The organism is Pseudomonas sp. Pso3, from assembly GCF_055393275.1.
Window position 1 is genome coordinate 3,121,789 of sequence record NZ_AP043687.1, and the last position, 25,923, is coordinate 3,147,711.

At 67.7% G+C, this 25,923-nt stretch carries 24 protein-coding genes; 9 read left to right on the forward strand and 15 right to left on the reverse strand.

Going from position 1 to position 25,923, the window contains the following annotated elements; genetic code table 11:
• Positions 1–123 precede the first annotated feature (123 nt).
• On the forward strand, positions 124–960 hold the full coding sequence (locus ACZ5R1_RS14765) for an MBL fold metallo-hydrolase (RefSeq protein ID WP_464712459.1): 837 nt from the start codon (positions 124–126) through the stop codon (positions 958–960).
• A gap of 339 nt (positions 961–1,299) precedes the next feature.
• Here ACZ5R1_RS14765 and ACZ5R1_RS14770 read toward each other — a convergent pair whose 3' ends face one another.
• The 3 genes from ACZ5R1_RS14770 to hpxO all read right to left on the reverse strand — a co-directional run bounded on the left by ACZ5R1_RS14770 (position 1,300) and on the right by hpxO (position 4,375).
• Positions 1,300–2,082, reverse strand: coding sequence for a phosphate/phosphite/phosphonate ABC transporter substrate-binding protein (locus ACZ5R1_RS14770; protein WP_464712460.1), 783 nt, complete (start codon positions 2,080–2,082; stop codon positions 1,300–1,302).
• A 46-nt stretch (positions 2,083–2,128) separates the two neighbouring features.
• The gene (locus ACZ5R1_RS14775; protein ID WP_007159045.1) at positions 2,129–3,142 is read right to left on the reverse strand and encodes an ABC transporter substrate-binding protein; all 1,014 of its coding nucleotides are present in this window, start codon (positions 3,140–3,142) and stop codon (positions 2,129–2,131) included.
• 75 nt (positions 3,143–3,217) lie between these two features.
• Positions 3,218–4,375, reverse strand: a complete 1,158-nt coding sequence (hpxO, locus tag ACZ5R1_RS14780; RefSeq protein ID WP_464712461.1) for an FAD-dependent urate hydroxylase HpxO — start codon at positions 4,373–4,375, stop codon at positions 3,218–3,220.
• Between the two features lie 291 nt (positions 4,376–4,666).
• On the opposite strand from hpxO, the gene ACZ5R1_RS14785 reads away from it, so the two are divergent.
• Positions 4,667–5,260 (forward strand): Yip1 family protein, encoded by a 594-nt coding sequence (locus ACZ5R1_RS14785; RefSeq protein ID WP_007159047.1) that lies wholly within the window; start codon positions 4,667–4,669, stop codon positions 5,258–5,260.
• Positions 5,261–5,329: 69 nt separating this feature from the next.
• Here the strand turns inward: ACZ5R1_RS14785 and ACZ5R1_RS14790 are convergent, their stop codons facing one another.
• Complete coding sequence (locus tag ACZ5R1_RS14790) at positions 5,330–6,106, reverse strand: DODA-type extradiol aromatic ring-opening family dioxygenase (protein WP_464712462.1); 777 nt, start codon at positions 6,104–6,106, stop codon at positions 5,330–5,332.
• A 23-nt stretch (positions 6,107–6,129) separates the two neighbouring features.
• Complete coding sequence (locus tag ACZ5R1_RS14795; protein WP_007159049.1) at positions 6,130–6,528, reverse strand: DoxX family protein; 399 nt, start codon at positions 6,526–6,528, stop codon at positions 6,130–6,132.
• Positions 6,529–6,630: 102 nt separating this feature from the next.
• Here ACZ5R1_RS14795 and ACZ5R1_RS14800 point away from each other — a divergent pair, with 102 nt between their 5' ends.
• The 3 genes from ACZ5R1_RS14800 (at position 6,631) to ACZ5R1_RS14810 (ending at position 8,687) form a co-directional block, all read left to right on the forward strand.
• Positions 6,631–7,539, forward strand: a complete 909-nt coding sequence (locus ACZ5R1_RS14800; RefSeq protein ID WP_027596810.1) for a LysR family transcriptional regulator — start codon at positions 6,631–6,633, stop codon at positions 7,537–7,539.
• Positions 7,540–7,645: 106 nt separating this feature from the next.
• Positions 7,646–8,017 carry a YkgJ family cysteine cluster protein gene (locus ACZ5R1_RS14805; RefSeq protein WP_027602781.1) on the forward strand — a complete coding sequence of 124 codons (372 nt, stop codon included), beginning with the start codon at positions 7,646–7,648 and terminating at the stop codon, positions 8,015–8,017.
• Positions 8,018–8,414: 397 nt separating this feature from the next.
• Positions 8,415–8,687, forward strand: coding sequence for an HU family DNA-binding protein (locus ACZ5R1_RS14810; protein ID WP_007159052.1), 273 nt, complete (start codon positions 8,415–8,417; stop codon positions 8,685–8,687).
• Between the two features lie 112 nt (positions 8,688–8,799).
• Here ACZ5R1_RS14810 and ACZ5R1_RS14815 read toward each other — a convergent pair whose 3' ends face one another.
• The 4 genes from ACZ5R1_RS14815 to lpxO form a co-directional block, all read right to left on the reverse strand.
• The gene (locus tag ACZ5R1_RS14815; RefSeq protein WP_464713286.1) at positions 8,800–11,874 is read right to left on the reverse strand and encodes an error-prone DNA polymerase; all 3,075 of its coding nucleotides are present in this window, start codon (positions 11,872–11,874) and stop codon (positions 8,800–8,802) included.
• On the reverse strand, positions 11,871–13,280 hold the full coding sequence (locus tag ACZ5R1_RS14820) for a Y-family DNA polymerase (protein WP_464712464.1): 1,410 nt from the start codon (positions 13,278–13,280) through the stop codon (positions 11,871–11,873). The genes ACZ5R1_RS14815 and ACZ5R1_RS14820 overlap by 4 nt, the downstream gene beginning before the upstream one ends.
• Before the next feature lie 7 nt (positions 13,281–13,287).
• Positions 13,288–13,902, reverse strand: a complete 615-nt coding sequence (imuA, locus tag ACZ5R1_RS14825) for a translesion DNA synthesis-associated protein ImuA (RefSeq protein WP_027602778.1) — start codon at positions 13,900–13,902, stop codon at positions 13,288–13,290.
• Positions 13,903–14,024: 122 nt separating this feature from the next.
• On the reverse strand, positions 14,025–14,924 hold the full coding sequence (lpxO, locus tag ACZ5R1_RS14830) for a lipid A hydroxylase LpxO (protein WP_027596814.1): 900 nt from the start codon (positions 14,922–14,924) through the stop codon (positions 14,025–14,027).
• 180 nt (positions 14,925–15,104) lie between these two features.
• On the opposite strand from lpxO, the gene ACZ5R1_RS14835 reads away from it, so the two are divergent.
• On the forward strand, positions 15,105–15,590 hold the full coding sequence (locus tag ACZ5R1_RS14835; RefSeq protein WP_442442132.1) for a DUF4124 domain-containing protein: 486 nt from the start codon (positions 15,105–15,107) through the stop codon (positions 15,588–15,590).
• Between the two features lie 2 nt (positions 15,591–15,592).
• Here the strand turns inward: ACZ5R1_RS14835 and ACZ5R1_RS14840 are convergent, their stop codons facing one another.
• The 3 genes from ACZ5R1_RS14840 to ACZ5R1_RS14850 all read right to left on the reverse strand — a co-directional run bounded on the left by ACZ5R1_RS14840 (position 15,593) and on the right by ACZ5R1_RS14850 (position 18,899).
• Positions 15,593–16,549, reverse strand: a complete 957-nt coding sequence (locus tag ACZ5R1_RS14840; RefSeq protein WP_377708093.1) for a SphA family protein — start codon at positions 16,547–16,549, stop codon at positions 15,593–15,595.
• A gap of 70 nt (positions 16,550–16,619) precedes the next feature.
• A complete protein-coding gene (locus ACZ5R1_RS14845; RefSeq protein WP_313334834.1) occupies positions 16,620–17,387 on the reverse strand; it encodes a coniferyl-alcohol dehydrogenase in 768 nt (255 codons plus the stop codon).
• 39 nt (positions 17,388–17,426) lie between these two features.
• A complete protein-coding gene (locus ACZ5R1_RS14850) occupies positions 17,427–18,899 on the reverse strand; it encodes a benzaldehyde dehydrogenase (protein ID WP_464712465.1) in 1,473 nt (490 codons plus the stop codon).
• 227 nt (positions 18,900–19,126) lie between these two features.
• On the opposite strand from ACZ5R1_RS14850, the gene ACZ5R1_RS14855 reads away from it, so the two are divergent.
• Positions 19,127–20,854, forward strand: a complete 1,728-nt coding sequence (locus tag ACZ5R1_RS14855) for a sigma-54-dependent Fis family transcriptional regulator (RefSeq protein WP_077173198.1) — start codon at positions 19,127–19,129, stop codon at positions 20,852–20,854.
• Between the two features lie 54 nt (positions 20,855–20,908).
• Positions 20,909–21,373, forward strand: a complete 465-nt coding sequence (locus ACZ5R1_RS14860) for a MarR family winged helix-turn-helix transcriptional regulator (protein WP_027602773.1) — start codon at positions 20,909–20,911, stop codon at positions 21,371–21,373.
• Positions 21,374–21,644: 271 nt separating this feature from the next.
• Here ACZ5R1_RS14860 and ACZ5R1_RS14865 read toward each other — a convergent pair whose 3' ends face one another.
• From ACZ5R1_RS14865 to ACZ5R1_RS14875, 3 genes are all read right to left on the reverse strand, one after another.
• Positions 21,645–22,577 carry an amidohydrolase family protein gene (locus ACZ5R1_RS14865; RefSeq protein WP_464712466.1) on the reverse strand — a complete coding sequence of 311 codons (933 nt, stop codon included), beginning with the start codon at positions 22,575–22,577 and terminating at the stop codon, positions 21,645–21,647.
• A 51-nt stretch (positions 22,578–22,628) separates the two neighbouring features.
• Positions 22,629–23,960: an MFS transporter gene (locus tag ACZ5R1_RS14870; protein WP_144960406.1), complete on the reverse strand. Its 1,332-nt coding sequence runs from the start codon at positions 23,958–23,960 to the stop codon at positions 22,629–22,631.
• An 80-nt stretch (positions 23,961–24,040) separates the two neighbouring features.
• Entirely contained in the window at positions 24,041–25,018 is a 978-nt protein-coding gene (locus tag ACZ5R1_RS14875) for a hydroxyacid dehydrogenase (protein ID WP_027596823.1), read from the reverse strand.
• Positions 25,019–25,233: 215 nt separating this feature from the next.
• Here ACZ5R1_RS14875 and ACZ5R1_RS14880 point away from each other — a divergent pair, with 215 nt between their 5' ends.
• Entirely contained in the window at positions 25,234–25,908 is a 675-nt protein-coding gene (locus ACZ5R1_RS14880) for an RraA family protein (RefSeq protein ID WP_074584700.1), read from the forward strand.
• Positions 25,909–25,923 lie beyond the last annotated feature (15 nt).

Sequence of the window (25,923 nt, forward strand, 5' to 3'; positions counted from 1 at the left end):
CGTCGCCACCCGGGTCCGTCGATCTCTCTTCACTGGCTGCGACACCCGCGCGAAATGGCCGCTGCGCTCGAACTTTGCCCACGCGCGCCTCTTCTACCGGAGGTCACCTTCGCGGAGCCGAGCATGCGTATCCATCACCTCAACTGCGGCTGCATGTGCCCCCTGGGTGGGGCGCTGTACGACGGCTTCAGCCGCGGACTCGCCGCCCACCTCGCCTGTCACTGCCTGCTGGTGGAAACCGACCGGGACGGCCTGGTGCTGGTGGATACCGGCTTTGGCGAAGCCGATCTGCGGGAGCGCGGCCGGCGCCTGAGTCCCTTCTTCCGGTTGATGAATCGCATCCAGTACGATCCCGAACTCAGCGCCCTGGCGCAGCTCCGCCGCCTGGGTTTTCGTCCGGGCGATGTCCGCCATATCGTGCTGACCCACCTGGATTTCGACCACGCCGGCGGCCTGGACGACTTTCCCCAGGCCCAGGTCCATGTGCTGCAGCGGGAGTGGGATGCGCAGCGCCAGCGCCACGGCTTCATCGGTCGGCGCCGCTACAGTCCGGCGCAGTGGCAAGGCATCCGCCATTGGCATTTCCACGAGCCCCGGGGCGAGGCCTGGCACGGCTTCGCCAGCGTGCGAGACCTGCCTGGCCTGCCGCCGGAAATCCTGATGATCCCCCTGCCCGGCCACACCCCGGGCCATGCCGGCATCGCCGTCCAGCACGACGGGGGCTGGTTGCTGCACGCCGGCGACGCCTATTTCTACCGCGACGAGATGCGCCAGCCCGAACGTCACTGCACGCCGGGGCTGAGGTTCTACCAGCGGCTGATGGAAGCCGACCGCTCCAGCCGCCTGGACAACCAGGCCCGCCTGCGCGAACTTTCCCTGCGCCAGGACCTGGGGCTGACGCTGTTCTGCAGTCATGATCTGGTGGAGTTCAAGCGGTTGCAGGAGGGTGGGCGGATTTAGGTTGCATGCGTACGGGCTGACTACGGTACAAGTACCCAGTCGCGACCATGGCGGTCCGCCGATGCGGCCGCTCCTACAGTTCAGATTGAATGCAGGAGCGAATGTCTTGGCGTTTTAGGGGTACATCAGGTGTAGAACCGTAGCGTGGAAAACGGCGCAGCCTTTTCCGCTGGGGACTTCGTGGCGAGGGACGCCCTCACCCCAACCCTCTCCCAAGGGGAGAGGGAGTCATCCGTGCAGACGCTCATAGCCACTAGCCCCCGCAGGATCGCGGTCGGCCGACGTGCCTGCGTCCGCAGGAGCGGCCGCATTGGCGGACCACTATGGCCGCGACAGGTCTTAAGCAATCACTGGATAACCCTGCTCCACCGCTTCTCGCCGCCAGTCCAGCAGCGGTAGATAGGTCGTCTCGTCCACCGCCGTGACACCCTCGATGGCCAGGATGTCGGCCAGGGCAGAATCGGCGGCCAGGCTGTCGTTCAAGGCGGCGCGCAGGGCTTCCACGTCCGCATCCGAACGACTGGCGGCGGTGATGAAGGGCAGCGTCGGACTGGGGCGGGTGCGTTGCAGCAGGCGCAGACCGGCGACCCGCTCGGGTTGGGCGCGCTGCAGGTAGCCGTAGGTCACGGCATCCACCGAGGCCACATCGGCATGACCCTGCTGCAACAGCGCCAGGCTGTTGGCATGGCTCTCGCTGACGATCATCTCGCCAAAGAAGCGGGCCCGCTCCGCCAGGGGCGCCACGGCGTGGCGCAGCAGATTCATGCCGGTGTTGGAATCCAGGCCGTTGAGCGCCACGCGCTTGCCGCGCAGATCGGCCAGGCTGGTCGCCTCCAGCGCCTCGGGCACCAGGATGAAGGCGCAGTGCTCGGCCGCCTGGCAGCCCGCGAAGCGATAGCGCGGCGCCGCCACCAGGCGCACCTGGCCGCGCAGGCGGGTGGCCCAGGGATAGCCGCAGGTCTGCGCCAGCAGCAGCTCGGGATGCGTCCAGAGCGCCGGCAGGTCCTCGGGCGCGGGGTCGAGCGTCTCGCCCAGGCGCAGCGCCACGGCTTCGGCCAGCTGGCGATAGGCATCGCGCACCTCGGCAGGCTCGAAGTACATGGTAAGGGCGGCGACGGTCATGGGCGGCTCCAGCATGGAAAACCGCCATTATCCGCTATCACTGCACTCAGAGCGCCGCCTTTACCCGTTCGGCGTTTTCCGCCGGCAGCCAGGTCGTCCAGACCTCCGGATGCTCCTTGAGGAAACGCTTGGCCACCACCTGGGCGTCTTCGCGTTTCTCGGCCATGCCGGCGAGGATGCCGTTGAACTGGTCGAGGGGGAATTCGACCTTCTCGAACAGGGCCACCAGGGCCGGTGCCTTGTCGTGCAGGTCGCGGGAGACGCCGATGGTGATCTTGGCCGGCAGCGAGCGCGACGGCAGCGGATCAGGATTCTTCGGATCCGACAGGGTCTCCCAGGCCTTCTCGCTGAAGGGCGGCTCTTCCAGCTGGACCAGCTTGTAGCGGCCCATCAGCGGGGTCGGCGACCAATAGTAGAAGAGCACCGGCTCGCCACGGCGCATGGCGGTGGCGATGGCAGCATCCAGCGCGGGACCGGTACCGGTGCGGAAGTTGGTGTAGCTGTCGGTCAGCTTGTAGGCCTTGAGCTTCTGGCTGTTGACGATCTCGCAGGTCCAGCCGGTGGGGCAGTTGAGGAAGCGGCCCTTGCCGGGCTCTTCCGGATCGCGGAACAGCTCCTTGTAGCGCGGCAGATCGGCGACGCTCTTGAGGTCCGGCGCCTTGGCCTGGATGCCCCGCGCGGGATCGCCCTTGACCAGGTATTCCGGTACCCACCAGCCTTCGGTGGCGCCCTTGACCGTCTCGCCGACGGCAAAGACCTTGCCGGCCTTTTCCGCCGCGCGCCAGGCCGGACTGCGCCCGGCCCATTGCTCGCCGGTGACCTGGATGTCGTTTTGCGCCAGGGCGTTTTCCAGGGTCACGGTGTTGCCCGGCACGCTGTCGGTCTGGCAGCCATAACCCTTTTCCACCAGCAGGCGCAGCACCTCGGTAGTGAACATGCCGCTCTCCCAGTTGGGGCCGGCGAACTTCACCGTCTGCGGATAGGGACAGCCGCCGTCGGCGGCAAAGGCCAGCGGGGTGATGGCGAGGCTGGCGAGGGTCAGGGCGAGACGCAGGCGCATGGGCTAACTCTCCGACGAGGACGTGGGCCTTTCGACCCCCGGCACTGCCATTCGTCCCCGCGGCCCAGAGCTATTTCACAGCGGACCGCCCTCGGCGGTCTTGCGCAGGCCGGCGATCACCGTCTCGCCGGTTTCCCGGGCCAGCTCGGCGTACCAGGCCTGGGTGGCCAGGGGCTCATGCCCGTGGGTGATCTCGCAGCGCTTGCGCGCCCGCTCGACGATGCCGGCGACCCGCTCCAGCCGCGCGGCCTGATAGGCCTGGAGCGCGGCCAGGGGATCCTGTTCCGCGTCCAGACAGCGCGCCAGCACCCAGGCATCCTCCATGGCCTGGCAACCGCCCTGCCCCAGGTCCGGGGCCATGGCATGGGCGGAATCTCCCAAGAGCGCCACCCGCCCCTGCACCAGGGTCGGCAACGGCCGGGTATCGTGGATCTCCACCCGGGCCACGCCCTGAGGGTCCAGCCGTTCGATCAGGCGCTGCACCGGCGGCGCCCAGCCGGCGAAATGCTCGGCCAGCTCCGCACGGTAACGGCTGCGATCGTTGGGCGTGCCCTTGGGCAGGGGCACGTCGAAGAAGAAATAGAATTCATCGCCGCCCATGGGCATCAGCGAGACCCGCTGATGCGCCCCGACGAATTGCGCCCAGTCCTGGGCCTCGGCCAGATCCGGCGCGATCTTTACCCGCCCGTTCCAGTTTACGTAGCCGCAATACTCGCGGGTGATGGCCTGGCCCACCACCCGCTCCCGCAGGCGCGAGTGGGTGCCATCGGCGGCGATCAGCAGGTCGGCCCGCTCGCGCCGACCATCGCCGAGCAGCACGGTCACCCCGGCCGTATCCTGCTCGAAGCCCTCGCAGCCGACGCCCAGGGTCACGTGCTCGGCGCCCACCGCTTCGAGCAGGAGGCGCTGCAGGTGGGCGCGGGCGATGGGGCGCGCCGGTCGGCCCACGGCCTCATAGAGTGGCAGCAGGCTGAACCGGGTAAGCAACTGTCCCTCATGGTCGCGATAGCTCATGGTCTGCATGTCGCCGCTGACCGCGGCGATGGCGGACCCGAGCCCCAGCTGCTCCAGCACCTTGACGCCATTGGGCCAGATGGAGAGGGCCGCGCCGATGGGGGCCAGATCCTGCGCGCGCTCGAACAGGCGGACCCGGTGGCCGGCCTGTTGCAGCGCCAGGGCGGCGGTGAGACCGCCCATGCCGGCGCCGGCGATGATGATGTCGAGAGATGGCATGACGGACCTCGTTGACCGGTAACAGATGCCTTGGGCAAGCAATTTCCTGACCAAGTGGTCAAGTATTGCCGTCCGGGCTTTGCCCGCTTGCCAGGGGCCCAGAAACGCACCAGGGTGGTGCCCCTTGACCATTGGTCGCTTCGTTTCCAGGCAGGCTGCCCTTCGTCGGCTCGCATGACGCATTCCAGAGCTCTTCTATACTCCTAAGGTAGTCGCCAGTCGCGTTGTACCCAGCGTTCGCCATCCACAGAGGCCCGCTTGCGGCGACCACAGCGGGTGAGGAGCAGGATCATGATCAATCATGTCTGGGGCCTGCTGGCCCATCCCGATCGCGAGTGGCAACAGATTCGTCGCGAAGGGGAAACGGTCGGGCACTTCTTTGCCCATCATGTCGCCTTCCTGGCGGCCATTCCCGTCGTCGCTTCCCTGGTGGGTACCACCACCTTCGGCTGGCGCTTCGGTGGTGGTGAGGCCCATGTGCTGGACCTGCCCACGGCGGTGGTCCTGGCGGTCATCAGCTATGCGCTGATCATGGCGGCGGTGGTGGCCATGGGGCACGTGATCCACTGGCTGGCGCGGCGCTATCCGGATCGGCCCAGCGCCAATCGCTGCATCCTGTTCGCCGGCTACGTGGCCACGCCCATGCTACTGAGCGGCCTGGTGGGCTTCTATCCGCTGGTGTGGCTGTGCGCCATCGCCGGGATCGTTGGCCTGGCCTATTCGGCCTATTTGCTCTATACCGGCATCCCCTCCTTCCTCAATATCGATCAGCGGGAAGGCTTCATCATGTCCGGCTCCACCCTGGCCATTGGGGTGCTGGTGCTGGAGGTGCTGATGGCCACCACGGTGCTGATGTGGGGGTATGGACCCGAGTTGTTTGGCTGATCGAATGTCGTTTTGACATAGCAAAAAGCCCGGATCCGTCAATCGATCCGGGCTTTTTGTCGTCAGGGGCTAGTGGCGGGAGAAGCCGTAGAGGTCCATGGCCAGGATGCGATGGGCGATGCCATCGTGATGGACGCTGAAGGTGCCCTCGGGATCGGCCGCGCCTAGGGCGACGAACAGCGGCAACAGGTGCTCGTCGGTGGGATGGGCCTGACGGGCCTGCGGCGCCTGACGCCGGTAGTCGAGCAAGGCGTCCAGATCCCGCTCGCGCAGGCGGCTCTGGATCCAGTGCTGGAAGTCCCGCACATAGCCGGGAGACTCGGCGCCGCCACGGCGGAAGTCACCAAGGTTGTGGGTCAGGCTGCCCGAACCGATCAGCAGGGTATCCGCCGGTAGCACCCTGTCCAGTGCCCGGCCCAGGGCAAAGTGGTAGTCCGGTCCACGGGCGGCGCTCATCGACAGCGGCACCACGGGGATTTGCGCGTCGGGATAGAGATAGCGCAAGGGCACCCAGGCGCCATGATCCAGTCCCTGCTCGCCCGTCTCGGCCTCCCAGCCCTGCTCGCGCAGGCCCTGGGCCAGCTGCTCGGCCAGGGTCGGAGCGCCAGGTGCGGGATAATCCAGCTGATAGAGGGCCTCGGGAAAGCCATAGAAGTCATGGACGGTAGCTGGCCACGTGGCGTTGCCGAATACCGGTATCCGGGTGTCGAAGTGCGCCGAGACCACGACGATGGCGGCCGGGGTCGGCAGCGACTGCCCCAAGGCGCGCCAGGCCGCTCCCGCCGCACCGGCGTCGAGCGCCTCCATGGGCGAGCCGTGGGAAACGAACAGGGTGGGAAGCGACATGGTGGCGACCTCTCGAGCAGGATTCAGGAGCGCTTGCGTGCATCCCAGGAGAGCTGGCCCGCGCCCAGCAGCGCCAGGGCGGCAGCGGTCACGGCGAGAAAGACCGGATATTCCCAGCCACCGTGGGGATTGGAAAAGGACCAGCCGTTGCCGAAATGGACCGTCGCCGCCGCGAACAGTTGGACGGCGGCGACTGCCGCGACCGGACGCACCCAGGCGCCCAGGATCAGCAGCACGCCGGCGCCCAGCTCGAAGAAGGTGACCGGATAGGCCAGCCAGCCGGGAAAGCCCACCGAGGCGAAGAAACCCGCCGTGCCCGGCAGGGTGAACACCAGCAGCTTGGTCAGGCCATGGGCCAGGAACATGGCGCCCAGGGCCAGGCGCAGCAACAGAGGAGCATAGGAAGAGGTACGGTCGGTCATGCTGATTCTCGAACGGAGGAAAGATGACCCCATTGTCCTGTTTCCAAGACGCGAATAAAGGTGCACGCTGGGAATTAACTATGCACGTTATGGAAACAATCCTTGGATACCCTGAAAGCTCTGCAGGCCTTCGTCAAGATCGTCGAACTGGGCAGCCTGACCGCGGCGGCGGAGCGGCTGGAGCTGTCCCGCTCGGTGCTCACCAAGCACCTGGCCGCCCTTGAACGGCATTACGGCACCCGGCTGCTGCAGCGCACCACCCGTACCCTGAGCCTGACCGAGGCCGGACGCACCCTCCATGAAGGACTGGTGCCCCTGCTGGGTGATCTGGAGGCCCTCGAACAGCGCCTGCAGGAAGGCCACGAACGGCCCCGCGGGCGTCTCAGGGTCAGTGCGCCCCTGACCTTTGGCGTGCGTCACCTGGCGCCCCTGGTGAGCAGCTTCCTGCACGAATATCCCGAGGTCGCCATCGACCTGGAGCTGAGCGATCGCCAGGTGCGCCTGGTCGAGGAAGGCTTCGATCTGGCCGTGCGCATCGGCGACCTCAGCGATTCCAGCCTGGTGGCGCAGCCCCTGGGAGCGGTCGAGCTATTCATCTGCGCCGCGCCCGCCTATCTGCAGCGCCACGGTCGCCCCGAGCATCCTGCCGAGTTGCGCGAGCACCGCTGCCTGCTCTACAGCTATGCCAGCGACGGCGATCTCTGGGAATTCCGGCGCGACGACGAGCGCCTGCAGATCAAGGTCAGCGGGCCGCTGCGCGCCAACAACGGCAGCGTCCTGCACCAGGCGGCGCTGGACGGCCATGGCATCATTCGCCAACCGGATTTCCTGGTGGGTGATGATCTGGCGGCAGGTCGCCTGGAGCGACTGTTCGCGCCCTGGTACACCCAGGCCATCGCCATCCATGCCCTCTATCCCCATCGGCGCCTGGTGCCGGCCAAGGTACGGCTGTTCATCGCCTGGCTGCAGCGACACCTGGTCACGCCCGGGCCGCGAAAAGCACTGCCGTAGGTCGCCGCCGAACGGTCGTTGGGAGGGGCTTCGCAGCCTCGCAGGGCTTGCCTAGAATCCCCGTCTGTCCCGCCGGCTCTGCCGGTTTCTGCGATGGCTGTCGTCCATGTCGACCGAGAATCCCTGCCTCAGCTGTGGCGCCTGCTGCGCCCATTTCCGCGTGTCTTTCTATTGGGGCGAATGCCAGTCGGCCGGTGGCCTGGTGCCCGACCACCTGACCGTCGCGATCAGCCCGCATCTGGTGGCCATGCAAGGTACCGAGCAGAAGCCGGTACGCTGCACCGCCCTGCTCGGCGAGGTCGGCTGCGGCACGCGCTGCACCGTCTATGAGAACCGTTCCAGCACCTGCCGCGAGTTCACCGCCGCCTGGGAGAACGGCGAAGCCAATCCCCATTGCGATGCGGCCCGCGCCGCCTATGGGTTGCCGCCCCTGACGCCGCCGTTGCAGCCGCATCTATCGCCCGATCGCGTAGCTTAGGCACTGTACGAAAACTGCCTGCGCTCGGTGATGCTTCGTTGAAAAACCTTTCGGAATGCTCATTTACCACTCGTAAACTCCGCTTCCTCAAGGTTTTTCGCCTCGCCTCACCATCGCTCGGCGACTTTTCGTTCAGCGCCTAGAGGAAACCAAACGGCCATCGCCGCTGCCCAAAAAGGCGACGGCTGGGCTGTAAAGCGTGGAAAATGCAGTGCGGATCAGGTTTTCACGGCCCTGCTTGATCGAATACCCTATCGCTCTTTCGCCCGCTATGCGTATCCTGTAGCGCCGAACAACAAGGCTGCTTCAACCGGCCACGTAGAGGCTCACAAAGGCTCTACGCAAGGCAAAGCTGCCGCTATACTGCCTGGCCAATACTCACACATGGAGTTTTTACATGAATAAAGCTGAGCTGATCGACGCCATTGCCGCGTCTGCCGACCTGCCCAAGGCCACCGCTGCCAAAGCCCTGGACGCCTTCACCACTGCGGTGACCGACGCCCTGAAGCAAGGCGACAGCGTCAGCCTGGTCGGTTTCGGAACTTTCGCAGTAAAAGAGCGCGCTGCTCGCGAAGGCCGCAACCCGCAGACCGGTGCCACCATCAAGATCGCCGCTGCCAAGCTGCCCGGCTTCAAGCCCGGCAAAGGCCTGAAAGACGCCGTCAGCTAAGACTGCGTTGGTCGATTCTTGTCTTCCGGGCGCTCCAGAGCGCTTCGGAAGACAGTCCCCCGCTCCACCCGCTCTCTCCCTCCTCCGCTTTTCCCCCTCTCCCCTCTCCGTCCTAGTGAAAATCCCGACTCGACACCATGAGCTCGTCGAGCAGCGGACTCAGATCGGTCAGGCGACCGGCGATCAGGTGCTGCACCCCCGCCTCCCGTTCCAGATGCCCCTCGACCTGTAGCAGCCGTGCCTGCAGCAGGGGCCGACGCTGCTGTTCGCCCACCGCGCGCCAGACCACCACATTGAGCATGCCGTGCTCGTCTTCCAGGGTCACGAAGATCACCCCGCTGGCCGTGCCCGGGCGCTGACGTCCGCGCACCAGTCCGGCTACCCGCACCAGGGCACCGGGCTTGATCTCGTCCAGCTGCCGGAAATCCCGACAGCGCCGCGCCTGGAGTTCGCCGCGCAGCAGACTCAGCGGATGCGGCCCCAGGGTGGTGCCCAGCATGCGGTAGTCGGCATGGACGTTTTCCGCAACACTGGGCGCGGGCAAGGCTGGTCGTTCCTCCAGGGCGCTGTCCGCCGATGCGAACAGCGGCAGCTGGCGCTCCACCCCGGCCATGGCCCAGCGCGCCTGATGGCGATCACCGGCCAGCTCCGCCAGGGCGCCGGCCTCGGCCAGCTGTCCGCGCGCCCGGGCATCCAGCTCGGCCCGGCGACAGAGGTCCTCGACGTCGCGAAAGGGCTGCGTACCCCGCGCCGCCACCAGGCGCCGACCCACCGCCTCCGCCAGTCCCTGCACCAGGCGCAGGCCCAGGCGGATCGCCGGCTGGTGGCCGGCCCCCGCCTCCAGCCGGCAGTCCCAGTCGCTGGCCTGCACGGTCACCGCGCGCACCTCGATGCCGTGGCGCCGGGCGTCCTGGAGGACCTGGTCGGGACTGTAGAACCCCATCGGCCAGCTGTTGACCAGGGCACAGGCGAAGGCGGCCGGCTCGTGGCACTTGAGCCAGGAGCTGGCATAGGTCAGCAGGGCAAAGCTGGCGGCATGGGATTCGGGAAAGCCGTAGCTGCCGAAGCCCTTGATCTGCTCGAAGAGGCGCGCGGCGAATTCCGGGCGATAGCCGCGTTCGACCATGCGGCTGTGCAAGCGTTGACGGTGGGGTTCGAGGCCGCCATGACGCTTCCAGGCCGCCATGGAGCGACGCAGCTGATCGGCCTCGCCCGGCGAATATTCGGCGGCGACCATGGCGATCTGCATCACCTGTTCCTGGAACAGCGGCACTCCCAGGGTGCGTTCCAGCGCCGGCCGCAATTCGTCATGGGGATAGTCGGCCTCTTCCTCGCCATTCCGGCGGCGCAGATAGGGATGCACCATGTCGCCCTGGATCGGCCCGGGGCGGACGATGGCCACCTCGATCACCAGGTCGTAGAGGGTTCGCGGCCGGAGGCGCGGCAGCATGGCCATCTGGGCGCGGGATTCGATCTGGAACACCCCAACCGTGTCGGCGCGGGAGATCATGGCGTAGGTGGGCTCATCTTCCTGGGGCAGGCTGGCCAGGGTCCAGCGCTGGCCGCGCCAGTTGGCGACCAGGTCGAAGCAGCGGCGCAGAGCGCTGAGCATGCCCAGGGCGAGGATGTCGACCTTGAGCAGGCCCACGGCATCGAGGTCGTCCTTGTCCCACTGGATCAGGGTGCGCTCGGGCATGGCGGCGTTTTCCACCGGCACCAGCGTGGCCAGGGGCGCCTCGGAGATGACGAAGCCGCCGGGATGCTGGGAGAGATGCCGGGGAAAGCCGATCAGTTGACCGGCAAGGATGAGCACCCGCTGCAGCAGGGGGCTGTCGGGATCGAAACCCGCTTCGCGCAGGCGCGCGGGGCCGGGGATCTCGTCGGTCCAGCGCCCGGCGCACCCGGACAGGGCGTCGAGCTGGTCGCCCGGCAGGCCCAGCGCCTTGCCGACATCGCGCAGGGCGCCGGCGGCATGGTAGGTGCTGACCACCGCGGTGAGCGCGGCCCGCTCGCGGCCATAGCGGCGAAAGACGTACTGGATGACCTCTTCGCGGCGCTCGTGCTCGAAGTCGACGTCGATGTCGGGCGGTTCGTCGCGCTCGCGGGAGATGAAGCGCTCGAACAGCAGATTGCCGGTGAGCGGATTCAGCTCGGTGATACCCAGCACGTAGCAGACCACCGAGTTGGCCGCCGAGCCGCGGCCCTGGCAGAGGATGTGCTGGCGGCGGGCGTAGTCGACGATGTCGTGCACGGTGAGAAAGTAGTTCTCGTAGCCCTTCTCGGCGATCAGCGCCAGCTCCCGGGCTACCTGGTCGGTGACCCTTGCCGGCGCCCCCTCCGGCCAGCGCCAGGCCAGGCCGCGGCGGGTCAATTCGGCCAGCCAGGAGCCCGCCGTCTCGCCGGCGGGTATCACCTCCCGGGGATAGCGATAGCGCAACTCGCCCAGGTCGAAGCGGCAGCGGGCGGCGATCGCCAGGGTCTCGGCGCGCAACGCCGCGGGATAGAGCCCCTCCAGCACCGCCAGTGGGCGCAGATGGCGCTCGCCGTTGGGATGCAGGTGATAGCCGGCCTCGGCCACCGGCAGGTGATGGCGGATGCCGGTGAGCACATCCTGCAGGGCACGGCGTCCGCGGGTGTGCATGTGCACGTCGCCGCAGGCCACTGCCGGCACGCCCAGCTGCCTGCCCAGCGCCTGCAGCTGCAAGAGTCGGGCGACATCGTCGGCGCCGCGCAGCAATTCGACGCCGAGCCAGAGGCGCTCGGCAAAGACGCTCCTGAGCCAGGCGCCCTCCTCGGTCGCGGGTTCGCCGCCCGGCAGCCAGATCGCCAGCAAGCCGGGCAAGGGCTGCTGCAGGTCCGCGCGACCCAGCTGGTAGCGGCCCTTGGGTGCTCGGCGGCGGGCCCGGGTGATCAGCGCGCAGAGGCACTCGTAACCCGGCAGATCCTCCACCAGCAGCACTAGGCGCAGACCGTCGTCGAGGGTCAGTTCGCTGCCGATGATCAGGGGCAGCCCGACCTGGCGCGCCGCCTGCCAGGCGCGGACGCTGCCGCTCAGGGTGCATTCGTCGGTGATGGCCAGCGCCGTGTAGCCCAGCGCCTTGGCCCGCTCGAACAATTCCAGGGCACTGGAGGCACCGCGCTGGAAGCTGAAGTTCGACAGGCAGTGCAACTCGGCATAGCCGCTCATGCGAACCAGCCCTGGATCCACCAGGGCGCCTCCTCGCCATAGCGGCGAAAGGCCCAGGCCTGGCGTCCGTCGGCCACCTCGATGCGGTAGTAGTCGCGCCGCTGATCACCCCCGTCCCACCAGCCGCTTTCGATGCGCTCGGGACCGGCGAGGACCCGGCGTGGCTGGCCGTCCAGGGGACGCGGTTCGCTCAGCAGCCAACCCGGACGCAGGCCGGGCAAAACGGTCTCCAGACGCCGCTCGTGGCGCCAGACCAGGGCGCGCTCGGGACGATGATCCGCCTGGATGCCGAGCCCCAGCACCGCTTCCTCGCCCAGCCGGGCACGCAGGCGTTCGCGTAGCACTTCCCAGCCCACAGCCTGGGCGGGACGCTCGTCGAACAGGCCATGGCGTTCCGGCACGAAGAGGGGCAACTCCTCGCTTTCCAGGCACAGCGCCAGCACCGGCGCCACCACCTGCAGCTGTTCGAGGCGACCGCGGGCGAATTCGAACAGCAGGGCGGCATCGCGTTCGGGGGCCAGCAGGCCGATGGTGAGGGTGGTGGCCGGCCCCTGGCGATGTTCCAGCCAGAGCAGGAAGCGCTGCACGCCCCGGTCGCGACTGGCCAGCCAGACCGCCAGATCGGCGGTGAGGCGACGCAGGGGGAACAGCAGCGCCTGGTGGGATTCCACCTCGAAATTGAGCTCCACCCGCGCCACGAAACGATCGGGCGGCCGATAGAACTCCAGCGCCAGGCTGCGACTGCCGCCCAGCAGATCCAGCTGCTGCAGCAGCTCGGGGGCGAAGCGCCGGGCCAGGGCGGCCCTGGGCAGGGCCTTGAGTTGCTCCAGGCGGCGGATGCCCATGCGCACCAGCGCCTGGGCCTGCTGGGGGGCGAAACCGGCGCGCTCCACGGGCAGCCGATCGAGCAGGCACGGCAGGTCGTCCGGGGAGGCGATGAGGCCATCGGCGACATTGGTCAGCATGCGCGCCGCCACCGGATTGGGCGCCAGGGCCAGTCGGTGGCGAAAGCCCAGGCCCTGGAGCTCCTGGCGCAGGCGCCGCTCCAGCCGTGGCCAGGGCCCCAGCAGCGGCAGGCTGGACTGGATCTCCAGCAGCAGCGCCCGCGGATAGTGGCGACTGACCTGGGAGCTGAAGCCATAGCCCCAGGCCGCCAGCAGCGCCTCGGCCGTCTCGATGAGCGCCGGGTCGTATTCCTGCTGCTCGAAGTCGCGGGTCAGCGCCTGGGCGGCGGCCAGGGTCAGGCCGGGGCGCAGCCCCAGGGCCCGCGCGGCCGGATTGACCGCCTGCAGCAGGCGGCGCTGTGGCGGACCGGAAAGCAGCACCAGCGGCCGCTCCGGCTGGGGATGACGGCGCAGCACGGCATCCAGCGCCAGCTGCGGAAAAAGGATGCAGGCCCAGCGCATGGCAAGCTCAAGCGCCGCCGGCCAGATCGAGCACGCCGGGCTGACCGCCGCGGCATTTGCGGATGTGCAGCCGCTGCAGCGGCGCCCTGAGTTCGAGGCGCAAGGCCGCCGGCGAGGGATTGTCCAGGGCGGCGGCCGGGCGCAGGGCGAAGGCCAGGGTACGACCGCTCTCGGCAGCGACCTGCAGCCGGCGCAGCTGGCGATCGTCGGCCCGCTCGGGCCAGCAGAGCACCGCGCCGAAGCAACCGGAGCGCAGGCACTGCTCGGCGGCCCAGAGCACCTCGGCGCCCTGGGCGCGGATCACCACCAGGGCATCCAGCGCCACGCCGGCCGCCTGCCAGGCCAGGGGATAGGGCAACAGCGGCGGCCCGATCAGGGCGATGCGCTCGGCGGCCTGGCTCAGGCGCGCCAGGGTCGGCCAGAGCAGCCGCAACTCGCCATGGCCGGGGCCGGCGAGCAGCAATTCGGTCAGGGCCGCTTCCGGCCAGCCGGCACCGGGCAGATGGGCATCCAGGGCGGCGACCCCGGTGGGCTGGTCGCTGCGCCGGGCGTCGGGACTGGTCTGCCCCTTCCACAGGCGCCGCTCCTCGAACAGCCGGGCCAGGCTGGCGCCGCCGCTCATGCCGTCAGACCTGCAGGGATATTGTCCATGGCCATCGCCTCTATCTGTATATGCATACAGTATTAGAGGCGATTCGTATCGGGGTCAAGTCGAACCGCTGTCTTTGCGGTTGCAGGGATCGCTCAGATCCAGATCACCACGCCGACCAGCGCGGCCAGCAACAGCCACTGTTCGAGGTAGTAGCGGAAGCGGTTGCGCTTCTTCAGCGCCTTGCCGCGCTGGCGGATGCGATAGAGGTGCCGGAAGGCGCGATTGAGGCCGCCGGTCTTGTCGCTGGCGTCATTGGGCGAGGCCGCCGAGGCCAGCAGGGTGCCACTGACCCAGCGGTTGAAGGCGCTCGCCCAGCGATAGCGCAGCGGCCTTTCCACGTCGCAGAAGAGGATGATGCGATCCTGGTCGGTGGTGTTCTCGGCGTAGTGGATGAAGGTTTCGTCGAACACCACCGCCTGGCCATCGCGCCAGTGATAGCGCTGGCCGTCCACCTCGATGAAGCAGCGCGGATCATTGGGCGTAGCCAGGCCCAGGTGATAGCGCAGGGAGCCGCCATAGGGATCGCGATGGCGCACCAGCCGCGATCCGGGCGGCAACTCGGCGAACATGGCCGCCTTGACCGTGCCGATGCCGCGCAGCAATTCGGTGGTCCTGGGGCACAGCTGCATGGCGGAAGGATGGCTGTCGCCGTACCACTTCAGATAGAAGCGCTTCCAGCCGCTCTTGAAGAAGGAGTTGAAGCCGGCATCGTTGTGCTCGGCGGATTTCTTGATCTGGCCGGCGCGCAGCAGGTCGAGGGCTTCGTCGCGGATCAGCTGCCAGTTGTCCTGCAGCACCTGGAGTTCGGGAAAGCGCTCCACCGGGTGATAGGGCGCGTTGGGCACCCGCGAGGTCAGGAACATGAAGGTGTTCAGCGGCGCCAGAAAGGTCGAATGGTCACTGAGCTGACGCAGCAAGCGATGGCGCACCCGGCCGCGAAAGTGCACATACAAAACACAGAGAAAAAAACCGCCAATCACGAACCACTTCACGCGTCGCTGCCCTGAAAAGAATGTTTCCGGATGTTATACGCCTCACCTCGGGCCGGGCCTAGTCTTTACAGTCTGACGATAAGCTGAATGCCTGGTGTCGAGCCGGACAGCAGCACTGGGAGCCGTAGCGGGCATCTTGTATCCTGCAGGTGACAATTCGAGTGCCCGGAGGGCCTCATCATGCGTTCGCTGCTCTATGGCCTGCTGCTCGCCAGTGGCGTCGTGGCCGCTCAGGATGTCTACAAGTGCGTGGACGACCAGGGCCGGACGACCTATACCCAGGGCGCCTGCCCGACGAATAGTCAGATCACCACCATTCCGCTGCAGAGCCTGCCCGAGAGCAACGGTTTCACGCCGCCGCCCCGGCCTGCCACGCCGCCGCCGGCCGCCGCGCCGCGGGAGGTCACCGTGGTACCCGCCCCCGCTGCCACTCGCCAACGTCCGGTAGACGACGTCACCGTGGTCGGTGGCTCTTCGTCCTCTTCGAGCTTTCGCCAGGAAAGCGAGGTGCGCGGCTCCGGCATCATCTATCAGCCGGTGCCGGTCTACATCGACCGCCGGCCGCGCAACGAGACCTGGCACATGGTGCCCCATCCCCAGGCGCAGCAGCCCCAGCCGCCGGCGCCTCCGCCGCCGCCGAACCGGGGCATTCCCATCGATCGCTAGCACTAGAGCTTGTGCAGGAAGTTGACGACGAACTTGCGCCCCTCGGTGCGGTTCTCGGCGTCCTGCTCGAAGTAGCTGTTGACGGTGATCAGATTCTCCCGGGAAAAGGCATAGGTGAAACCCGGACCCCAGGCCCAGACCTTTTCCCGCCGCCCGCTGACGTCGTGACCATCGACCTGGGTGTCGGTGATCTGCCGCAGCCAGTAGCCGCTCAGGCCGACGCTGAGGCGATCGTTCAGCGCGTACTGGGTGGCGAAGTTGGCGTGCAGCGCCTGGCCGGCCTGGGTGTCGGAGACCGCGCCGAAGCTGCGCAGCGGCTGGTCGTTCTTGCCGTTCCACAGGTACCAGAAGCGTCCGGTCACCGACCATTGGGGCGTCAGCCAGTAGGTGGTGGCGTAGTAGGGATTGAAGGACCAGAAGTTGCTGCCCGGATTGATCGCCCGGTCGCGGTCGTAGCGACCGGTGGGGGCGACGATCTCGGCCTCGATGCGTTGCGCCCAGCGCGGTCCGCCGTCGGGGCGGGTGGTGGTGGGCAGTTGCAGGAAGGCGCCCAGGGTCAGGTCCCCTACCCCCTCGCGGGCGCTCAGCGCCTGGCCGCCGAGGCCGTCATCGACATTGGCGTGAGCCAGCCAGGGCAGGATGGCGGTGAATCCGGGCATGGCGCCGTTGGCCAGCGGCTGGCCGACATAGATGATCTGGCTGACCGGGGCGAAGGTGGTCAGCTCCTGCTTGGGCAAGGGCAGCTTGCGGCCGTCCTGGTCGTTGAAGCGGCTGGTCTTGCCATAGATCAGGTACTCCTCCCAATACCAGCCGGGACCGTCCGGCGCCGGGGCGCCGTCGTAGAAGCTGGTGGAGCCGAGATTGAGACCGGGCAGGTCGTAGGCCTGGGCCACTGTGGAGGCGAGACTGGCCGCGGCCAGCAGACCGAATCCGAAACGTAATCCGAAACGTGTGCGCATGACGTCGTCCTAGAGTTGTTCTTGTTGTGGGAAAACGTGATCGCCGCACCGGCCGGCGCGGCGATCCGGGTCAGACGTAACTGGCGGCGAGACCGCCATCCACCGGCAGGTTGGCGCCGTTGATCCAGCGCGAGGCATCGCTGCAGAGAAAGGCGATCACCGCGGCCACCTCGTCGGCCAGCGCCGGGCGCAGCATGCGCTGGCTGTCGCGGGCGACGCGCTCTTCGCCGAGCATGCTGACGAAGTCGCCGAGGATGGGGGTGAATACCGGCCCCGGCGCCACGCAATTCAGGCGCACACCGAATTCGCGCAGCCAGGTCTGGGACTGCACGAAGCTCCAGACGATGAGCGCCTCCTTGAAGTACTGGTAGCAGGTGGCCTGGTCGACCGGATGACGCGCCAGCCAGGCCTGGGCCGGGGCGAAGTCGGCGATCTGCGCCAGCTCGCGGTGCCGCTCCAGGCGCTGCGGCCATTCGGCGCCGAGGATGGAGGCGACATTGACGATGGCGCCGCCCGGCCCCAGCCGCGCGACCAGTTGCTGGCTGAGCAAGCGCAGGCCGAGGTAGTTGACGCGCGCCACCGTCTCCCGGGGCGCCGTGCCCGGTACCCCGGCGATGTTGCACAGGCCGTGCAGGCGCGCCGGCAGGCGACTGACCAGGGCGGCGATGCTGTCGGGGTCGCCCAGGTCGGCCTGGTGGAAGTCGTCCAGGCTGAACTGGGGCTGGTTGCGGTCGACGCCGATCACATAGGCGCCCTGGAAGCGCGCCAGCCGCGCCAGTTCGGCGCCGATGCCGGAGGCCACGCCGGTGACGACCAGGGTCTTGCCATTCAGGGTCATGGGATTTTCCTCTTGTTGTTATTGGTTGGGTAACTCGGGCTAGAAGGGATAGCTCGGCGGCTCGGCATGCTCGGTCACCCACTGCCACTGGCTGTAGTCGTCCCAGTTGCACAGGCCACCGACGCTGCCGCCATTGCCGGACTGGCCACGGCCGCCGAAGGGATTGACCACCTCGTCGTTCACCGTCTGGTCGTTGAGGTGCAGCATTCCGCACTCCAGCCGTTCGCCCAGCGCCCGGGCGCGGGCCAGGGAGCTGGAGAGCACGCCTGCCGCCAGGCCGTAGGGGGTGCGATTGGCCAGGTCGACGGCCTCGGCCTCGCTGGCGAAGGTCACCACGCTGGCCACCGGTCCGAAGATCTCTTCGTCGAAGGCGCGCATGCCGGGACGGACGCCGCTCAGTACGGTCGGGGCATAGAACAGCCCTTCGTGCCGGCCGCCCTGCTCCAGCCGGGCACCGGCAGCGAGGCTGTCGGCGACGATGCCCTGTACCCGTTGCAGTTGCCGGGCATTGATCAGCGGACCCAGCTGGGTTGTGGGTTCCAGCGGATCACCGAGGCGCAGGGCGGCGGCGCGGGCGGCCAGGCGTTCGGTGAAGGCGGCGGCGAGGCGCTGGTGCACCAGGATCAACCCGGTGGCCATGCAGATCTGCCCCTGGTGCAAAAAGCTGCCCCAGGCGGCGCAGCCGACGGCGCGGTCGAGATCGGCGTCGTCGAGCACGATCAGCGGATTCTTGCCACCCAGTTCCAGGGCCACCTTCTTCAAGTGGCGTCCGGCGCTTTCCGCCACCTGGCGTCCGGCCTGGGTCGAGCCGGTGAAGGCGATCATCCGCACCTGGGGATGGGCGCAGAGCGCCGCGCCGGCCTCGGCACGCCCGGGCAGCACCTGCAGCACGCCCCGGGGCAGGCCGATGGCCTCGAACAGCCGGGCGATGAGGATGCCGCCACTCACCGGCGTCTGGTGATCCGGCTTGAGCACCACGGCATTGCCGCAGGCCAGGGCCGGGGCCACGGCGCGCAGGGAAAGGATCAGCGGGAAATTGAACGGCGAGATCACCCCCACCACGCCATGGGGCAGGCGCCGGGCATAGGACAGGGCCCCGCGCTCGCTGGGCAGGACCACGCCATGTGCCTGCAGCAACTGACCGGCGACCTGCTGCAGGATGACCCCGGCTTCGCGCAATTCCAGCTCGGCCTTGGGCAGGATGCCACCGGTCTCCCGGGCGATCAGGGGGGCCAGTTCGGCGCGATTCATCTCCAGGTGCGCGGCGGCGGCCAGGAACAGCCCGGCCTTTTGCCGGGCGGTCCAGGCCGCCCAGGCCGGTTGCGCCCGGGCCGCCTTGGCGCAGGCCTGGTCGATGTCGGCGACGCTGGCCAGACCGGTGCGGTGCAGGGGCTGGCCGGTGGCAGGTTCGACGACCTCCAGGGTGCCGCCCTGGGCGGCGATCCAGTCGCCATCGAAGATCCGCTCGCGCCAGGGGGCGCCGTCCAGGAACGGCGTGGATGATCTGCTCATAGCCTTCTCCTTGTTGTTATCGGGCCGCGGTGGGCACAGGCAAGGGAGCAAGGGCTGTGCCCAGACCGGGCTGACAGGAAAAAGAGTCTTTCTATCAAGGACTTGCTGGCTTGAGCGGACGCAGGCAGCAGGCTCGACCGGCAAACGCCTTGCTCAAAAGATAAAGTTATGAGGTATAACCTTTTCCTCGATTGCGCATTTGCGCAATTCACCCGAGAGGTCGTGCCATGGCCCGTTCCGAACGTCTGTCCCTCAGCGATCTGCAGCAGGCCGCTAGCGGCTTCCAGCGTGGCGACAGTGCCGCCTGGGATGGCAGCGCCAGCCCGACCCAGGCGGAACTGGCCGAGTGCCTGTTTTTCTCCCCCGGCGATGGCCGCATCTGGCTCAACGACCAGCGCATGCTGCTGGTACACGCCTCCGCCTTTGGTGCCCTGCGGCGCGAGCTGATCGGCGCCCTGGGGCAGGAACGCGCCCGCGGCCTGCTGACCCGGGTCGGCTATCTTTCCGGGGTGCGCGACGCCGAGCTGGTGCGCAAGCGCTGGCCCCAGGCCGACGCCGCGGCGATCTTTGCCGCCGGTACCCGGCTGCATGGCCTGGAGGGTCTGGTGCGGGTCGAGCCGCTGCATTTCGAATTCGATGTCGACCAGGGGCGCTATGGCGGCGAATTCCTCTGGCATCACTCGGCCGAATGCGACGAGCACCAGATCGCCCATGGCCAGGGCAGCGATCCGGCCTGCTGGATGGAGATCGGCTATGCGATCGGCTACGTCAGCAGCCTGTTCGGCCGCCTGGTGATCTTTCGCGAGGTGGAATGCCGCGCCATGGGTCATGCCGTCTGCCGGGTCGAGGGTCGCAACGCCGAACGCTGGCCCGACGTGGCGGAAGACCTGCGCTATCTCAATGCGGCCGGCGATGGCGCTCCGGCGCTGACGCCGGCGGAACGCCTGCCCGCGCCCCTGCCCCACGCCGCCGACGGCCAGCAGCCGCTGGTGGGGGCCTCAGCGGCCTTCAACAGCGCCTTCCAGGCGCTGCAGCGGGTCGCCCCGACGCCGGCCACGGTGCTGCTCACCGGCGAATCCGGGGTGGGCAAGGAACTGTTCGCCAGCCACCTGCACCGCCTCAGCCGCCGCGCCGACGGCCCCTTCGTCGCCCTCAACTGCGCGGCCATTCCCGAGAATCTCATCGAAGCCGAATTGTTCGGCGTGGAGCGCGGCGCCTTCACCGGCGCCAACCAGTCCCGCGCCGGACGTTTCGAACGGGCCCAGGGCGGCACCCTGTTCCTCGACGAGATCGCCTGCCTGAGCCTGCCCGGTCAGGGCAAGCTGCTGCGCGCGCTTCAGGAGCGCGAGATCGAGCGGGTCGGCGGCAGCCGCACGCTCAGGGTGGACGTCCGGGTGATCGCCGCCACCAACCTGGACCTGCGCGAGGCGGTACGTCGCGGCGACTTCCGCGAAGACCTCTTCTATCGCCTCAACGTCTATCCCATCGGCATCCCGCCCCTGCGTGACCGGCGCGACGACGTGCCCCTGCTGGTGGACCTGTTCCTGCGGCGCTTCTGCGCCGCCTACGAGCGGCCGCCGGTAGGCCTGACCATGCGCGCCCTCAAGGCCCTGCTGCGCTACGACTTTCCCGGCAACGTGCGGGAATTGCAGAATCTGGTGGAGCGCGGGGTGATCGCCAGCGATCCGGGCGAACTCATCGACCTGCCCCACCTGTTTCGCGGCGAGCCGCTGCCGGCCGAGCTCGTCGACGAGGCGCCGCCTGCCACCGGCTGGCTGGAGCGCCTGGGCGTGGACGGCGAACGCCCGCTGCCGCTGGCGCAGTTGGAAGCCGAGCTGCTCGACGAAGCCCTGGCGCGCAGCCAGGGCAACATGGCCGCCGCGGCGCGCCTGCTCGGCCTGAGCCGCGCCCAGTTCGCCTATCGCCATCGCCGCGCCCGCCAGGATCTGGACTAGAATGACCCCTCGATACCCTCCCCTCGCCATCTCCGACGGAAGCCCTTCCCGCCGATGAGTTCCCCTGACGACGCCACGCCCCTGGACCCTGCCGCCACCCCCTGGCTGGACACCGCCGTAGGCTATGCCCTGCGCCGCGCCCAGATGAAGATGTTCCAGCATCTGGTGGACAGCCTGGCCGCCTATGACCTGCGCCCCGCCCAGTTCACCGCCCTGGTGATCCTCGAACAGGAGCCCGGCCTGATGCAGGCCGACCTGGCCCGGCGCCTGGCCATCGAGCCGCCGCAACTGGTCCTGCTGCTGAACAAGCTGGAACGCCAGGGCCTGGCCGAGCGGGTGCGCGGCACCCAGGATCGCCGCGCCTATGCCCTGCACCTCACCGAGCAGGGCCGCGCCCTGGTCGGCGAACTCAAGGAACGCGCCGCCGCCAGCGACCGCGCCGCCAGCGCCCCGCTGGACGACGCCGAGCGGGCCGAGCTGTTGCGGCTGCTACGCAAGCTCAATGGGGAGTTGGGGTAGTACGCCACGCCTATCCGGGTGTCCTCTGCCTCCCGCCATCACTCAGGTATGCGCCCCCTATCGTTGCCGCTCCTACAAGAGCACTACCCCTATAGGAGCAACTATATTGTCGCTACGGGGATACATCACGTAGCGTGGAAAACGGCGCAGCCTTTTCCACTGGAGACTTGGTGGCAAGGGGGCGCCCTCACCCCAACCCTCTCCCGAGGGGAGAGGGTGCTATCCGAGCAGATGTTCAGTTACATCAGCTCCGGCAACATCACGATGAGCGTCAGAAACCGTACAGACTGACCGGGTTATCGCGCAGGATGGCATTGCGTACCTGCTCATCCGGCGCCCAGTCGGCCAGGAGGTCGAAGATGCGCCCGTCGTCCGGCTTGTTGCCGGTCGCGACCGTGGGATGCGGCCAGTCGCTGCCCCACAGCAGCCGCTCTGGATGGCGACGCACCAGCTCCCGGGCCACCGCGCCCACGTCGGCATACTCCGGCGGGCCGCTGCGCGACCTGATGTAGGGACCTGACAGCTTCACCCAGGTACGCTCGCCGTCCAGCAGGCGGGTCACCACGGCGAAGGTCGCCGAATTCACCCCCTCCGGTTGAGGCACATGGCCCATGTGGTCGATCACCAGCCGCGCCGGCAGCCGTTGCAGCCGACTCTCCAGCTCTGTCAGCTGATTGCCCGTGGCGACCACCTGGACATTCCAGCCCAGTTCGGCGACCCGTGCGGCCAGGGGCTCGAGGTCGGCCAGGTCGGCGCCGCCGTAGCTGAGGTTGAAACGGATCCCGCGCACCCCGGCCTTGTGCAGCGCCTGCAACTCGGCATCGGTGATGCTTTGGTCGAGGACAGCTACACCGCGGGCCTGGCCCCGGCTGCGCGCCAGGCCGTCGAGCATGCAGCGATTGTCGGTGCCGTAGGTGGACGGCGTGACGATGACCATCCGGCGCAATCCCAGCAGCGCCTGCAGCTGGTGATAGTCGTCCAGGGAGGCATTGGGCGGGAGAAGCTTGGCGCCCGGCGCCGCCGGGTAGCGGTCGTCATAGAGGTGCATGTGACAGTCGACACTGCCGGCCGGCGCCTTGAGTCTCGGTGCCGTTTGAATACTGGAGAACGGAGTGGCGGCCTGGACGCCGAGGGCATCGAAAAGGCACAGGGCGGCACTCGCCTGGGCGCTCGCTTTCAGGAAGCGCCGACGATTGAAGGTCATGATGGATTCCTTGAAAGGCTGCCGGCCCGGACGGGCCGGCAGCGATCAGCTTTAACCGGCGTTGGTCGCTACGGCCTGGGCATCTGCCTTGGCGCGCGCGGCCTTGCGGCCCATGACCAGCACCAGCAGGCCACTGATGGCGCACAGGGTGGCCAGCGGCAGTACCGCCAGGGCATGGCTGTGGGTGGCGCCATGGATGGCGCCATAGACGTTGACCATCACCCCGCCGCCGATGAGGTTGGCCAGGGCGCCGATGGCGGCCAGACCCGCCGCTGCGGTGGAGGACGACAGCCAGCCCGAGGCCAGTGCCCAGAACGGCCCCTTCATCGAATAGGCCCCGATCAGCACCAGACTCAGCAGGATCACCGTGGCGGCCAGGGACGAGGTGAACATGCCCGCCAGCAGGCCCACGGCGATCAACAGCATGGTGAGCGAGGTGTGCCAGCGACGCTCGCCGGTGCGATCCGAACTGCGCCCCCAGAGGACCATCGCCACCGAGGCCAGGCCATAGGGAATGGCATTGGTGAGGCCGACCTCCAGGTTGGACAGGCCAAAGGACTTGAGCAATTGCGGTGCCCAGACGCTCATGGTGCTACCGGCCGCCGAGGCGCCGGAATAGATCAGCGCCATTACCCAGATATCCTTGTGCTTGAGCAGCTGCCACAGCGAGATATGGCCGATGCTGGTCTTGCGATTGCGCTCCTCGGCCAGCTTGAGCGTCAGCCAGTTGCGCTGCTCGTCGCTCAGCCATTTGGCCTGCTCCGGGCGGTCGGTCAGCACGAACAGGCAGGCGATACCCAGCAGCACCGCCGGGATACCTTCCAGGATGAACAGCCAGTGCCAGCCACGCATGCCCATCCAGCCGTCCAGGCTCAGCAGCAGGCCGGAGAGCGGTGAACCCAGGAAATTGGCGCCCGGGATCGCCACCATGAAGATGGCGACCATGCGCGCTCTATAGTTGGAGGGCAGCCAGTAGGTGAGGTACAGCAGCACGCCAGGGAAGAAGCCGGCTTCCGCGGCGCCCAGCAGAAAGCGCATCACGTACAGCGAGTTGGCGCCCTGGACGAAGGCGGTGCCGGCCGAGATCAGGCCCCAGGTGATCATGATCCGGGCGATCCAGATGCGCGCACCGAAGCGCTGCAGCGCCAGGTTGCTCGGCACCTCCACCAGGAAATAGGAAAAGAAGAACAGGCTGCTGGCGAAACCGAAGATCGCCGGCGTCAGGCCGAGATCCTGGTTCATCTGCAGCGAGGCCATGCCGATGTTGCCACGGTCGATGATGGCGATGAGGTAGCAGACGATCAGGAACGGCAGGAGGCGCCAGGCGACGCGGCGCATCGTCGCGCGTTCCAGTTCACTGATTTCGGACGTGGAAGAGGTCATGCAGGCTCTCCGTCTTATTGTTGTGGAGATAGACGTAGCGAGCGGCTCCGGGAAGGAGACCGCCCGCCCTGACGCGAGGATCAGGCTGCGATCAGGTGACGATTGACCACAGCACGGGTTTCCACCGCCTTGCCGTTCCAGCGATCGAGTACCTGCTGCACCGCCACCAGCCCGACCCGGTCGCGGGCCTCGGTGGTGTTGGCGCCCACGTGCGGCGTGGCGACCAGGTTGGTCAGGCCCCAGAGGGCGCTGTCGGCCGGCGGCGGCTCGGGGTGGAAGGTATCCAGGCCGGCACCGCCGATCTGGCCGTCGCGCAACGCCGCGACCAGCGCCTGGGTGTCGATCAACTCGCCGCGGGCGGTATTGATCAGCAGGCTGCCGGGACGCATCCGGGCGAACTGGGCGGCGCCGAACAGGTGGCGATTGGCCTCGGTGAGCGGGCAATGCAGGCTGATGATGTCGCACTCGGCCAACAGGTTATCGAAGCTCTCCTCCCGGCGCACGTGGTCACGCACCGGCAGGCTCTGAAGGTAGGGATCGTAGACCCGCACCTGCATCCGCAGCGGCGCCACCAGGTCCATCAGCACGCTGCCGATGGAACCCAGGCCCACCAGGCCGAGGGTCTTGCCAAACAACTCGGTGCCATTGGCCTGGGCCTTGTCCCAGTGCCCGGCATGCATCCGCGCGTTCAGCCAGGGGGTCTGCCGGGCCACGCTGAACATCAGGGCGAAGGCGTGCTCGGCCACCGACTGGGCATTGGCGCCCAGGGCGATGGTGACCGGAATGTTTCGGTCGGCCGCCGCCTGCAGATCGATGGTGTCGTAGCCGACGCCGTGCTTGGCGATGATCTCGAGCTTGGCCGAGGCCTCGATCATCTCGCGGGTCAGCTTGCCCTGGCGGACGATGATGGCGTCGGGCTGCTCCTGGCGGATCAGCGCGACCAGCTCGTCATGGGGCATGTAGGGCTGGGTGGGTACCACGCGGATGCCGTGGGCGGCAGCCAGGGCCATGGCGTCGGGCGCGAGTTCGGGACCGGTGAGGAGCAGGGTGCGGGTCATGTGGGTTATCCCTTGTTGTTATGACGTCGTCCGTCGAGCGGACAGCCAGATGAGCAGGCCTTGACCTTAGCATAATGGAATAGCGTTGCAATACTGAACGTAACCTGGAATTTCCTGCCACCCATCCGACCGTTGAATGTTTAAAAAAGAAATGCCATTCTGAAATTTGACACCCGCTCCAGCGGCATCCAACAAAGCCCACAAGAGAAATGCCCATGACCATCGGATTCAGAGTTCTCAATGCCCAACGCAAGGTCGCAGCCGAATGGGTCGCGCGTTATCGTGAGGTTCCGGTCGCCAATGTCAGCGACTCGATGAACCGCATGACCGCCGGCGGCTCGCGCCTACGTCCCATGCACCGCCAGGGCGTGCTGGCCGGCCCGGCACTGACCGTGAAGGCGCGCCCGGGTGACAACCTCATGCTGCACTACGCCCTGGACATCGCCGAGCCGGGCGACGTCATCGTGGTGGATGCCGGTGGCGACCTGACCAATGCCCTGATCGGCGAGATGATGGTGGCCTATGCGGTCAAGCGCGGCGTGGCCGGCATCGTCATCAATGGCGCCATCCGCGATGCCGCCAACATCGGCGCGGGTGACTTCCCCCTGTTCGCCGCCGGCATCTCCCACCGCGGCCCCTACAAGGACGGCCCGGGCGAGATCAACGTGCCCATCGCCATCGACGGCATGGTCATCGAGCCGGGCGACCTGATCATCGGCGACGACGACGGCCTGCTCTGCGTGCCCTACGACCAGGTCGCCGAGGTCTATGACCGCGCCACCGCCAAGCACGCGGCGGAAGAAAAGCAGATGCGGCAGATCGCCGAAGGCACCAATGACCGTAGCTGGGTGCTGGAATCGCTCAAGAAGAAGGGCTGCGCCCTCCCCTAGTCCGTATCCCGAATG